Here is a 12,634-nt window from a genome sequence, read left to right on the forward strand (position 1 = left end):
CGGATAATGGAGAGCTAAGGGCATGCTGAAACAACGAGAACCACAGCCAGTAATGGATGTTCATCACTTGCCGGATGAACACACCGCCCTTGCGGTTGACGGGTTAAATCTGTACTACGGCAGCAAGCAGGCACTGTGTGATATCTCTGTGCGCATCCCCAAACATCGGGTAACGGCGTTAATCGGCCCGTCCGGCTGTGGTAAATCAACATTATTGCGCTGTTTTAACCGCATGAATGACCTGGTGGATCATTGCCGTATCGAAGGGGATATCTGCTTGCAGGGGATGCGCATCAATGACCCGGCGCTGGAGGTTTCAACGCTGCGCCGTCGGGTTGGCATGGTGTTTCAGCGCCCGAATCCGTTTCCTAAATCTATCTATGAGAATGTGATTTACGGCTTGCGGCTGCAAGGGGTTAAAGCGCGCCGCTTACTGGATGAAACGGTGGAAAGCGCGCTGCGGTCAGCGGCATTATGGCATGAAGTCAAAGACCGGTTAGGGGATAATGCGTTGACGCTCTCCAGCGGTCAGCAGCAGCGGCTGGTGATTGCCAGGGCCATTGCGATTGAACCTGAGGTGTTGTTGTTAGATGAACCGACCTCGGCATTAGATCCTATTTCAACGCTGGTTATCGAAGAACTGATGGGCGCGCTGAAACACCGCTTCACGCTAGTGTTAGTGACACATAACATGCAGCAGGCTGCCCGGGTTTCTGATTACACCGCGTTTATTCACCACGGCCGTTTAATTGAATACAACGAAACAGACCGGTTATTTACCGCTCCGTCCGATCGCCGGACAGAAGACTATATTACGGGGCGTTTTGGTTAATGAAATACCCTGCAATGATATTGTGGGGTTTTCTAATATTAACTTTGATTTATTAATTCGTTTTTTTATTTTCACTTCTGGTTTTTATCGTGATTGTTTCTCTCTCCTTCCTGGGAATTATTTAGGGCGATCTGTTTTTTTATTTTTCTTTTTTTGTGATTTTTTGAGGGTGAACTAAGCTAGTTCTGGCAGCAATAAGCTGCATATTTTAATGGAATCACTCAGGATGAGAATATCTACAAAAATAAGTTTTACTCTGGGCATGGTTGTCGCAGCACTGTCTCCCGTTTATGCACAATCCGTTGAAGAGCCGGTACAGACCGTCATTACGGCGCTCGACTCGCCGTTGGCTGATAACCCGCTGTATGCGCGTTCAGAACAGAATACTGCTTCTGCTGAACACGGCCCGCTGCGTGCGCCAGCCCCGGCATTAAGTTCGGTGCGCGTCTATTCGGTCTATTCGGCACAAAAAGGCGGCTGGCAGGCTGTGCCGTCGGGCACCTTCTCGCTGAGCGGTTACACCGGTGGTACATTGCGTATTGCGGTGCTGGAAACGGGATACGGTGGTAATCGCATTGGCTGGATTAACGGCGGGCAAACCAGCCCGTATCAGGTGAATGCGGTGTGTATCGTGAATGGTCGTTATACCGAAACCTGCCCGGCGGGCACTATCGTTTCTGGCTGGATGGCCTATTTTAATGCCGATAACCTGTCATCGGTTGTATTCCGTTATCAATCAACCTCAATTAATTCCCCTAACCGCACATTGAGTACCTCGCTCAATATTCAGTAAGGCCTTTTTACAGGCGGCGTTAGCGCTGCCTGTGTTTTTAACATCGCAGACGTATTGACTAAAACATACGTACTGGCAGCTCATTCAGTAATGTGCGTGATGATATTTTATGTGTTGGATCAAAATAATTGATGAGCGTCATTAATTATCCGTGAGATTTACTTCGGAGGTGATAAAATAGCCACGGTTTTCATTCACGCGTATGGCGGTAGGTATTATGAGATTCAGCACCATGAGCGAAGGCGAAATTATCACCGAGCTGTGTCAGCGGATAAAAGACGCCCGCATTCAGCAACGATTATCGCAGGTGGATTTGGCCGAGCGGGCCGGGCTTGGTATTGCGACCATCAAACGCGCTGAAATGGGCGAATCCATCACCTTGAGCAGCTTGCTGTCTATCCTGCGTGGATTAAACCGGTTACATCAACTGGAAGGCATTCTGTTTGATACCGAAGTGGAAAACTTCAACGCCCGGTTAAACGGCGGGCAACCCCGAACCCCGGTACGTATTCGCAAGAAAACCAGCGAGACAAACACGGTGCCTGCCGCTCTGTCGGATGCGATGCCGAAACCGGTTGCCAGCGCCCTTGACTGGTATGTGTCGGCCGCAGAAAACAACCTTATCTGGTCATGGCCGGATAACGAGAAAAAAAACGCCTGAACAAAGGCAAAAACGCCGGGTGGTATCCCGGCGTGTAAAGGGTGATGCTGGGTGATGGCCGCGAAGGTTATTCGCACTGCACCACTTTAATGGCCAGCCCGCCGCGCGAGGTTTCACGGTATTTGGCATTCATGTCTTTGCCGGTTTCATACATCGTTTCAATCACCTTATCCAGCGACACCCGGGGTTCACTGGAACGGCGAATCGCCATCCGTGCGGCATTGATAGCCTTGACGGATGCAATCGCATTGCGCTCAATGCACGGCACCTGTACCTGGCCTGCCACCGGATCGCAGGTTAATCCGAGGTTATGCTCCATGCCGATTTCTGCGGCAATGCACACCTGTTCCGGGTTGGCTCCAAGCAACTCGGCAAGACCCGCCGCTGCCATCGAACAAGCGACGCCAACTTCCCCCTGGCACCCGACTTCTGCACCAGAAATTGAGGCGTTGGTTTTAAACAGGATGCCAATGGCTCCTGAGGCCAGAAAATAACGCAGGCAGGTATCGGGTGTGACCGGCTGAATAAAACGGTCATAGTAGGCGAGCACCGCGGGAATAATGCCGCAGGCACCGTTGGTTGGTGCCGTCACAACTCGCCCCCCGGCAGCATTCTCTTCAGAAACCGCCATGGCAAACATGTTTACCCAGTCCATGGCGTCCATCGGGTCATTGGAAAAGCGGCCATTGGTAAACAACAGGCGGTGGAGTGCAGAAGCGCGGCGCGGCACTCGCAGCGGGCCTGGCAGCACACCTTCGGTGTTCATACCACGGTGGATGGCATTCTGCATGGTTTGCCAGACTGCCGCGAAGTAGGCCTCAAGCGACTCACGGCCATGCATGGCAATTTCGTTTTTCATCATCACCGCAGAGAGCGACAGACAATTGTCGTGGCAGTGTTGCAGTAATTGTCGCGCAGAGTAGAACGGCCACGGAGCCTGCTCGTCCTGCGTTATGGGCTGGCCAAAGTGTTCCTGATCGACGACAAATCCGCCACCAATCGAATAGTAGGTCTTGCTATACAGCACATGTTGATGGGCATCCAGTGCACGAATGGTCATGCCATTTTCATGTAAGGGCAGATTTTCGGGCTGAAAACGCAGTGCGTGCTCCAGTGGGAAATTGACTTCATAGCGGCCATTGAGCAGCGGCAGGCGCTGCGTTTGCTGTACCTGCTGGATAAAGGCCGGAATAGCATCGATATCCACGCTATCGGGCAGATTACCTGCCAGCCCCATGATAATCGCGATATCGGTATGGTGGCCTTTGCCGGTCAATGCCAGCGAGCCGTAGACATCCACAACAAGGCTATCAACCAGCGGCATCAGCGACTGCTTGAGCAGGTCGTCAGTAAACATATTGCCAGCTTTCATCGGGCCAACGGTATGGGAGCTGGAAGGGCCGATACCAATTTTGAAAATATCAAATACGCTGACCATAGGAGGTTCCTTTCAGATGGTGCAGGCTGCATGTGCCTGCACCGGGGGGCAAACAGAGATTACTCGAACAGGGTGTAGACAATGGCGGTGATGGCAATCAGGCCCAGCAGGGTGACAAACACATTGCTCAACGCGCCGCTGTACTGACGCATTGCCGGAACTTTACGGATGGCGTACATCGGCATCAGGAACAGCAGGCAGGCAATAACCGGGCCACCCATCGTTTCTATCATGCCCAGAATACTGGGGTTCAGCGTGGCAACCAGCCAGGTGGTGAGCAGCATAAACAGCGCGGTAATGCGGTTTAGCCTGGCTACCGGAACGGTTTTACCCCGGCTACGCAGCATTTTTATCATCATGCCGTTAAGGCCTTCACCGGCACCCAGATAGTGACCGAGGAACGATTTGGAGATGGCGATGGTGGCAATAACCGGAGCCATGTATCCCATCACCGGGTTGTTAAAGTGGTTGGCCAGGTAAGACAGAATCGAAATGTTCTGTGATTTGGCTTCCATCAAATCCGCCGGGGAAAGGGCAAGCACACAGCTGAACACGAAGAACATCACTGTCAGCACCATCATGATGTGGCTGCAAGCCAGAATACGGGAGCATTTTTTCTCGGCGTTTTCGCCATATTCACGGCGTTTCGCCACCGCAAATGAGGAAATAATCGGAGAATGGTTAAAGGAGAAAACCATGACCGGAATAGCCAGCCATAACGTCGCCAGCAAGCTATTACCGGTAGTGCTATTTGTCAGCGAAATATTATGAAAAACAGTGGTATTCCAGTGCGGTACCAAATACAGCGCCAGCATCATTAATACGGCCACAAACGGATAAACCAGAACACTCATGGCTTTTACAATCATGGCTTCACCAAAGCGCACAATAAACATTAAGCCAAGGATCAGCAGTAATGATAAAACGGCGCGAGGCGGTGACGGCAAATGCAGCTGGTGAGTAATAAAGCTGTCAACCGTATTGGTAATCGCAACGCTGTAAACCAGAAGAATCGGATAAATAGCGAAAAAATAAAGCAGGGTAATTAATTTCCCTGCACCGGTGCCGAAATGCTCTTCCACCACTTCGGTAATATCTTCACCATTTTTTTTACCCGATAACACGAAGCGGCATAATGCACGGTGAGAGAAATACGTCATCGGGAATGCAATGATTGCCATAATAATCAATGGAATCAAACCACCAATACCCGCATTGATGGGTAAAAACAGTACGCCTGCGCCAATTGCCGTGCCATACAGGCCAAGCATCCAGACGGTATCTGTCTTACGCCAGGCTGAAGTTTGCTCCAGTACCTGGCTGCTATCTTGGATTGTGCTCATGAATGTTTCTCCTAGGTGAACACAGAGTATAAAAATACCGTACCGGCCACAGACCAATACAGAGATAATTCGCAGGTGCCACACAAGACATCATGTGAATTGTTGTCATGTTTATAGTGGCAGCATTTTATATCCTGAGCGTTGAGGAATAATAGTGAGGTGATCACAGAAACGAACGGAAGTAAATTATTTTAGCACTGAATAAATAAAAATAAAATATCATTATTGATGCCTTAAATAATTTATTTTCACTGGTATCTTTTTTGATGCGTTAATTAATTGGAGTGAATGAATAACATGAGGAAATAACATCGCTGGTAAATAAAATACGCCGAGTGAAAAAACAGCACAACGTATTCATGGAAAAATGATGTTATGGGAAGATGAGGCGACAGAAATATGGCCTGAAAGAAATAGGACATCATAAAAACACATCGTCATAACACCATGTCATTAACCCGATTATCACACCCTGTTAATATCGGGCAGGCTGGCTGCCCGATGACATATCCGTGTTAACCGCCCAGGTGCTTCCCGGCCCAGAGCAGGCCCGACTGATAAGCCTCTGGCAACAGCGGAGCCAGTTGGGTCAATGCGGTGCGCAGCGCGGTTTCACTGGGGTGATTCAGGTTCAGGTGGCCGACTTTTCGCCCTGCTCGTACCTCTTTTTCATACCAGTGCAGGTGAATCAAGGGGAGCGTTAACCACGCGGGATTCAGGTCGGTGCCAATCAAGTTCACCATCACCGACGGGCTGGCAACCACCGGTACTGGCAACGGCAGGTCGAGAATCGCCCGCAGGTGCAGTTCGAACTGGCTGATGGATGCACCGTTTTGCGTCCAGTGGCCGCTGTTGTGCACGCGGGGAGCCAGCTCGTTAATCAGCAGGCGATCGCCGACCACAAAGCACTCCATGGCCATCACACCAACGTAATTCAGGTGATTCATGATGGCCGACAGCATCTGCTCAGCCTGTTGCTGCAAAACCGCATCCGGCTCAGGCAGCGCGACGCTGGTGCGCAGAATGCCCTCTTCATGCAGGTTGTGGGTGAGCGGATAAAATACGCATTGACCTTGTGCGTTGCGTGCACCCACCAGCGAGACTTCGCCGGAAAACGCGATACCCTGCTCAACAATGCATTCACCGTAGCACTCGGCAGGCAGGCCTGGCTCCTCTGCGGGGCGGATACGCCACTGGCCGCGGCCGTCATAACCGCCGACACGGCGCTTGACGATGGCAAGCTCGCCAAGCGCGGCAAACACCTGGGGCCACTCTGATGCCGATGCCAGTAACTGCCAGGGCGCGGTCGCCAGATTGAGCGTATCCAGCAGCTGCTTTTGGCTATAGCGATCGGCCAGCCGTGGGAAAATATCGCGGTTGACGAAGGCGGGGTGCTGCGCCAACTGGCGGGTCAGCGCGGTTTCAGGCCAGCGTTCTATCTCTGCGGTGATAATGCTGTGCTGTACCGGAACCGACTCCGGCTCGGCATCCAGCCCGACGGGGTAAACCGCAATACCGAGCGGTTCACCGGCCTGACGTAGCATACGGCCTAACTGGCCGTTGCCCAGAACGCAAACCGGTTTCATGCCTCTTCCCTCGGGTCTGGGTGAGTGAGCACTTCGTCGGTTTGCGCCTGACGCCAGGCGGCAAGACGTGTTGCCAGCTCACGGTCATGGCGTGCCAGAATCTGCGCGGCCAGCAGCGCGGCGTTGGCCGCACCGGCTTTGCCGATAGCCAGCGTACCGACCGGAATGCCGCGCGGCATTTGGACGATGGAGTAAAGGCTGTCAACGCCGCTTAATGCTGCGCTTTGCACCGGTACACCCAGCACCGGCACCAGCGTTTTCGCCGCCAGCATACCCGGCAGATGTGCCGCGCCACCTGCGCCAGCGATGATGACATCAAAGCCGTTTTCATCAGCCTGCTCGGCAAAGCGAAACAGTTTGTCGGGCGTGCGGTGTGCAGAGACGACTTCGACGTGATAAGGCAGGTTCAGCGTTGTGAGAATGTCTGCGGCAAACTGCATGGTGGCCCAGTCACTCTTTGAACCCATGACAATAGCGATTTTCGCCGGGGCAGCGTTGGATGACATGCCTGTAATGCTCCTGTGGTTTGCATGACGATGGTGAGCTATCAACGACGATAGAACGTGGCGGTCATCGTGCGTGATGCGGTCATTGCGTGGCGCAACGGCGACCTGCCAGCCAAGCCACAGGTCGCGAGGGCGTAGAGCATATCATGAGCCAGAGGGGAGGAAAACGGTTGCGTGGCGATGAAAAGGGCTTCTGACGGCAAAAATTCGGTAAATCGCGTGTTACAGCGCAAAGGTGGTCAGACGCAGGCCGTCATGATTCACCTGCAAAACAGACCCCTGATGATGCCATGCCCCAAGTACGGCCCGCTCGGCGGTGAGGCCTGCGCCATCAATGTGATGAATGGCCGGGCGATGGGTGTGGCCGTGGATCAACAACGTCGCCTGATGGTGTTGCAACCGTGCTATCACCGCTGCGGCATTCACATCCATAATCGTCATGGATTTATGCTGATTGGCCTGCTGGCTGGCTGCACGCATCCGGGCGGCGATACTCAGGCGTAACGAGAGAGGTAATAACCTGAAAAGAAACTGAATCAACGGGTTGTGAACTTTGCGGCGAAAGCGTTGATACGCCAGATCGTCCGTACACAGCGTGTCGCCGTGCATTAACAGTGTGCGGCGGCCATACAGGGTGAGCACCGTTTCCGTCGGCAATAGCTGTAAACCGCTGCGACGGGCGAAGTGTTTACCGAGTAAAAAATCACGATTGCCGTGCACAAAGTAACAAGGGGTGCCGTTTTGCGTCAGGTCATGCAGCGCGTTGGCGACGGTGCTGTGCAGTGTCGCCGGGTCGTCGTCGCCTATCCAGGCATCGAACAGATCGCCAAGAATGTACAGGGCGTCAGCTCCCGGTGCCTCTTCACGCAGAAAACGCAGAAAACCGGCGGTGATCGCCGGTTCGTGCTCACTAAGGTGCAGATCGCTAATAAATAGCGTGGTCATGCAACTGAATTACTCGCTAACGGTGACATGAGTCACCACGACATCTTCTTTCGGCACATCCTGATGCATACCGCTGCGCCCGGTTGCCACGGCTTTGATTTTGTCTACCACGTCCATACCTTCTGCCACTTCGGCAAATACGCAATAGCCCCAGCCATTCATGCTTTCAGATTTGAAATTCAGAAAATCATTATCGACCACGTTAATGAAGAACTGCGCAGTGGCAGAGTGCGGGTCAGCCGTGCGAGCCATCGCCAGCGTACCGCGATTGTTCGCCAGACCGTTGTTCGCTTCGTTCTTGATGGGGGCGTTGGTGTCTTTCTGTTTCATGCCCGGTTCAAAGCCGCCGCCCTGGATCATGAAACCATTAATAACGCGGTGAAAAATGGTGTTATCGTAAAAACCGCTGCGGCAGTAGTTCAGAAAGTTTTCCACGCTAAGCGGTGCTTTATCCGCAAAGGTGTTAATCACGATGTCGCCGTGGTTGGTATGAAACGTAATCATAAATGAACCTTACTGTAAGCCAATACACAGAATAATGAGAGATGTTCACCAAGGCGCGAAGCCGCCAAGAGCGCTCTTATAACATAAGTGAATGGTTGAGTCAGCATAGGGGAGGGGCGTCAGTTAGTCTGATTGCTACCGTACGTTATTTTATTTCAAATTTATTCGTTTACCTTACCTATTTCATTGAATTTATTTGAAATACATTTTTATTGCGTTAAATCAATAATTGGTTTCATTTCGATAGGTTTTTTTACTTTCTAAATTTATTCTAACTGCGGTTGATAGTCACTCTCGTTAACGCACTGTTCATTCAATATTCACTATACAGGTAGGTAAATTATGTTAGACCGGATTAATCAGCTGTTAGACAACCCGGACGGCGGCAAGCTGGTTTTACGACTGGCATTCAGTATTCTGATGTTGTTTCACGGTGTTCATAAACTCATCGCAGGTGTCGGCGCTATTCAGGGAATGCTGGCTGCTCACGGCTTGCCGGGGTTTATTGCTTATGGTGTATTTGTCGGAGAGGTGATTACACCGGTTCTGATGATTCTGGGGATTTTGACTCGCCCGGCTGCGCTGTCTTTCTCGTTTACCATGCTGGTGGCGTTCCTGCTGGCACACCCTGAAGCGATTTTCACGCTGGATAAAACCGGTGCCTGGGGAATTGAGGGCGTGGCTGTCTATTTCTTTGCCGGTATTGCCATTGCCTTGCTGGGTAGCGGTAAATACTCTGTGATGAGTAATCCGCGCTGGCGCTAAATGCTATTGGCGATAAAAACGTGCGCTGATCGTGCTTGCGCGCTCACCACTGAACAAACCCGGCCATGGCCGGGTTTGTTCGTTTACCCCATCTGGATGATGAATAGCCGACAATGGCCTAATAATAGGTGCGTTGGCTTGCAATAGCGCAGGGTTCAGGTTTCAATACGCAGCTGGATCCGAAAACCGGATAAACACTGATTTTATTAATGATGCGTACCGCAGACTGTTTTGCGCACTTCCTGCGATGACCCCGTCCTGCGACCCCCTGGCTTGTGAACACCATGGAATGCCCTGATGCTAAAGATCTTTAATACCCTGAGTCGTCAAAAAGAGGAATTCAAACCCATTCACGCTGGCAAAGTTGGCATGTATGTGTGCGGGATAACCGTTTACGACCTGTGTCATATCGGTCATGGGCGTACGTTTGTGGCATTTGATGTGGTATCACGCTATTTGCGCTATCTCGGTTATGACCTGAAATATGTGCGCAATATCACCGATATTGACGATAAAATCATCAAAAGGGCGACGGAAAACGGCGAAACCATCGAACAACTGACCGGGCGTATGATTGCGGAAATGCACACCGATTTTCATGCGCTGAATATTCTGCCACCGGATGAAGAGCCGCGTGCCACCCGCCATATCGCCGATATTATCGAACTGGTGGAAAAACTGATTGCCCGCCGCCATGCCTACGTGGCGCAAAACGGCGATGTGATGTTCAGTGTCGATAGCGCCCCCGGTTACGGTGTGCTCTCTCGTCAGGATCTGGAGCAGTTGAAGGCGGGGGCTCGGGTCGAAATCACCGAAGTCAAACGCAACCCAATGGATTTCGTGTTGTGGAAAATGTCCAAAGCGGGTGAGCCAAGCTGGCCTTCGCCGTGGGGCAATGGCCGCCCTGGCTGGCATATCGAGTGTTCAGCGATGAACTGCAAACAACTGGGTGAGCAGTTTGATATTCACGGCGGTGGCTCGGATCTGATGTTCCCGCATCATGAAAATGAGATTGCCCAGTCTACCTGTGCGCATGGCGGGGATTACGTCAATTACTGGATGCATTCCGGTATGGTGATGGTTGACCGCGAGAAGATGTCCAAATCGCTGAACAATTTCTTCACGGTGCGTGATGTGCTACAGCACTATGACGCAGAAACCATTCGCTATTTCCTGATTTCTGGCCATTATCGCAGCCAGTTGAATTACACCGAAGAGAACCTCCGGCAGGCACGCGCCTCGCTGGAGCGCTTGTATACCGCGTTACGCGGCACCGATGTCACGGCAACGGCGGCAGGTGGCGAGGAGTTTGAGTGCCGTTTCCGTGAGGCGATGGATGATGATTTCAACACGCCGGAAGCCTATTCGGTATTATTTGATATGGCGCGCGAGGTCAACCGCCTGAAAACGGAAGATGGCGTGGCGGCCAATGCGCTGGCGTCGGCGCTGCGCCAGCTGGCTGGCGTGCTTGGTCTGCTGGCGCAGGATCCGGAAGTGTTCTTGCAAAATGGTGCCCAGACCGACGATAGCGAAGTTCAGGAGATTGACGCGCTGATTAAGCAACGCAATGACGCGCGTCAGGCGAAAGACTGGGCGCTGGCAGATGCCGCCCGTAACCGGCTGACGGAGATGGGCATTGTGCTGGAAGATGGCGCACAAGGCACCATCTGGCGTCGTAAATAAGTGACGTCACAAGCCGGATAGAACACGTTACCGGTTCCGTAGCGTATCAATAAGAAAGGCCCGCAAGCGGGCCTTTCTTTACAGTTCATTTCGAGAGTGACACGACGTACAGCAGGCCTTATGCCTGAACCGTGACGCTCTGCCCGTTAAAGCGCACCACCTGGCCGGCGAGGATTTTGCAGCGCTTGCGGGTTTCGGTGTGTCCATCCACCGTGACATCGCCTGCGGCAATCGCCAGCTTGGCGGCCGCGCCGCTTTCGCTCCAGCCTTGTAGTTTCAGCAAATCGCACAGTTCAACGTGCGGGTGTTTATCGAGATGGAAAATGCTCATTCGTTATGCCTGTGTGAGGGGGTCGTGGTATTCCTCGCACGCTTGCAAGGTGTTTTGAATCAGTGTGGCGACCGTCATCGGGCCGACACCACCGGGAACCGGTGTAATGTAAGCGGCGCGCACGTGTGCTTCTGCGAAGTTAACATCGCCCACCACCTTGCCATTTTCCAGCCGGTTGATGCCGACATCAATAACGATAGCACCCGGTTTTATCCACTCACCGGGAATAAAGCCCGGCTTACCGACCGCCACCACCAGCAGGTCAGCATGTTCGACATGATGACGCAGGTCTTTGGTAAAACGGTGGGTAACGGTGGTGGTGCACCCGGCCAGCAGGAGCTCCATGCTCATCGGGCGGCCAACAATATTGGATGCGCCAACGACAACTGCGTTAAGACCAAACATGTTGATGTTGTAACGCTCCAGCAACGTCACGATACCGCGTGGTGTGCAAGGGCGCAGCAGCGGCGCACGCTGGCACAGGCGGCCGACGTTATAAGGGTGGAAACCGTCAACGTCTTTATCCGCAGCGATACGTTCAATGACTTTGGTGTTGTCTATCCCCGCAGGCAGTGGCAATTGCACCAGAATGCCATCGATGGTGGCATCCGCATTCAGTTCATCGATTAACGCCAGCAGTTCAGGTTCGGTGGTGGTTGCCGGTAAGTCATATGATTGGGAAACAAACCCGACCTCTTCACACACTTTACGTTTGCTGGCGACATAAATCTGTGAAGCCGGATTGTCACCGACCAGCACGACCGCCAGCCCCGGCGCGCGTTTACCCTCAGCTAAACGCTGCCTGACGCGCGCGGCAACTTCGTCTTTCACCTGCTGCGCAATCGTTTTACCATCAATAATTTTTGCAACCATGTACAGAAAATCCATCATTTTCAATGCGGGGGATGACGCCTATTTTGGCAGAAGCTGTGCGGGCTGTCAGGCGTTGTATCGTGATTAATTGCGATGTTTGCCGCATTAACGGCCTGTCCGCACCGCCTGATGGCTGTATCTCAATAAGGGAAGGCCCGCAGGCCAGCACGGTTGTCACCCGTGCGGCGGATAGCGGGCCGCGCCAGTCGTGCCGGTGAAAAGTGGTGCTTATGGCTGACAAATAACAGAAAAAACATGAATTTTTCGGAGCACACGAGATCGCATGACTATAATAAAAAAGTGATAACCGCCCGTCATTTTAGGCATATGTACTCCTTTAGGGGGAGTTTCAGGCCGCGTTTAAGAGCATACAG

At 52.4% G+C, this 12,634-nt stretch carries 13 protein-coding genes; 5 read left to right on the top strand and 8 right to left on the bottom strand.

The window, feature by feature from the left end; all coding sequences use genetic code 11:
- The first annotated feature begins 22 nt into the window (after positions 1-22).
- The 3 genes from pstB to DAQ1742_RS05300 all read left to right on the top strand — a co-directional run bounded on the left by pstB (position 23) and on the right by DAQ1742_RS05300 (position 2,286).
- A complete protein-coding gene (gene pstB / locus DAQ1742_RS05290; protein ID WP_035343460.1) occupies positions 23-832 on the top strand; it encodes a phosphate ABC transporter ATP-binding protein PstB in 810 nt (269 codons plus the stop codon).
- Between the two features lie 226 nt (positions 833-1,058).
- Positions 1,059-1,625: a YolA family protein gene (locus DAQ1742_RS05295; RefSeq protein ID WP_051124106.1), complete on the top strand. Its 567-nt coding sequence runs from the start codon at positions 1,059-1,061 to the stop codon at positions 1,623-1,625.
- Between the two features lie 217 nt (positions 1,626-1,842).
- Complete coding sequence (locus DAQ1742_RS05300; RefSeq protein WP_035346241.1) at positions 1,843-2,286, top strand: helix-turn-helix domain-containing protein; 444 nt, start codon at positions 1,843-1,845, stop codon at positions 2,284-2,286.
- Positions 2,287-2,353: 67 nt separating this feature from the next.
- Here DAQ1742_RS05300 and DAQ1742_RS05305 read toward each other — a convergent pair whose 3' ends face one another.
- The 6 genes from DAQ1742_RS05305 to ppiB all read right to left on the bottom strand — a co-directional run bounded on the left by DAQ1742_RS05305 (position 2,354) and on the right by ppiB (position 8,608).
- Positions 2,354-3,724, bottom strand: coding sequence for an L-serine ammonia-lyase (locus tag DAQ1742_RS05305; RefSeq protein ID WP_035343458.1), 1,371 nt, complete (start codon positions 3,722-3,724; stop codon positions 2,354-2,356).
- A 59-nt stretch (positions 3,725-3,783) separates the two neighbouring features.
- The gene (locus DAQ1742_RS05310; RefSeq protein ID WP_035343455.1) at positions 3,784-5,067 is read right to left on the bottom strand and encodes an HAAAP family serine/threonine permease; all 1,284 of its coding nucleotides are present in this window, start codon (positions 5,065-5,067) and stop codon (positions 3,784-3,786) included.
- Positions 5,068-5,582: 515 nt separating this feature from the next.
- The gene (purK, locus tag DAQ1742_RS05315) at positions 5,583-6,653 is read right to left on the bottom strand and encodes a 5-(carboxyamino)imidazole ribonucleotide synthase (RefSeq protein WP_035343453.1); all 1,071 of its coding nucleotides are present in this window, start codon (positions 6,651-6,653) and stop codon (positions 5,583-5,585) included.
- Positions 6,650-7,159: a 5-(carboxyamino)imidazole ribonucleotide mutase gene (gene purE, locus DAQ1742_RS05320; RefSeq protein ID WP_035343451.1), complete on the bottom strand. Its 510-nt coding sequence runs from the start codon at positions 7,157-7,159 to the stop codon at positions 6,650-6,652. Before purE ends, purK begins: the two co-directional genes overlap by 4 nt.
- A 222-nt stretch (positions 7,160-7,381) precedes the next feature.
- Positions 7,382-8,104 carry a UDP-2,3-diacylglucosamine diphosphatase gene (gene lpxH, locus DAQ1742_RS05325; RefSeq protein ID WP_035343449.1) on the bottom strand — a complete coding sequence of 241 codons (723 nt, stop codon included), beginning with the start codon at positions 8,102-8,104 and terminating at the stop codon, positions 7,382-7,384.
- Between the two features lie 9 nt (positions 8,105-8,113).
- On the bottom strand, positions 8,114-8,608 hold the full coding sequence (ppiB, locus tag DAQ1742_RS05330; RefSeq protein ID WP_035343447.1) for a peptidylprolyl isomerase B: 495 nt from the start codon (positions 8,606-8,608) through the stop codon (positions 8,114-8,116).
- Positions 8,609-8,950: 342 nt separating this feature from the next.
- Here ppiB and DAQ1742_RS05335 point away from each other — a divergent pair, with 342 nt between their 5' ends.
- The gene (locus tag DAQ1742_RS05335) at positions 8,951-9,373 is read left to right on the top strand and encodes a DoxX family protein (protein ID WP_067487221.1); all 423 of its coding nucleotides are present in this window, start codon (positions 8,951-8,953) and stop codon (positions 9,371-9,373) included.
- Positions 9,374-9,670: 297 nt separating this feature from the next.
- Positions 9,671-11,056, top strand: coding sequence for a cysteine--tRNA ligase (cysS, locus tag DAQ1742_RS05340; protein ID WP_035343445.1), 1,386 nt, complete (start codon positions 9,671-9,673; stop codon positions 11,054-11,056).
- 118 nt (positions 11,057-11,174) lie between these two features.
- Here the strand turns inward: cysS and ybcJ are convergent, their stop codons facing one another.
- Positions 11,175-11,387 (bottom strand): ribosome-associated protein YbcJ, encoded by a 213-nt coding sequence (gene ybcJ, locus DAQ1742_RS05345; RefSeq protein ID WP_035343444.1) that lies wholly within the window; start codon positions 11,385-11,387, stop codon positions 11,175-11,177.
- A 3-nt stretch (positions 11,388-11,390) separates the two neighbouring features.
- Entirely contained in the window at positions 11,391-12,260 is an 870-nt protein-coding gene (folD, locus tag DAQ1742_RS05350; RefSeq protein ID WP_035343442.1) for a bifunctional methylenetetrahydrofolate dehydrogenase/methenyltetrahydrofolate cyclohydrolase FolD, read from the bottom strand.
- Between the last annotated feature and the right edge of the window lie 374 nt (positions 12,261-12,634).

It is taken from the genome of Dickeya aquatica (assembly GCF_900095885.1).
GTDB classification, from domain to species: domain Bacteria; phylum Pseudomonadota; class Gammaproteobacteria; order Enterobacterales; family Enterobacteriaceae; genus Dickeya; species Dickeya aquatica.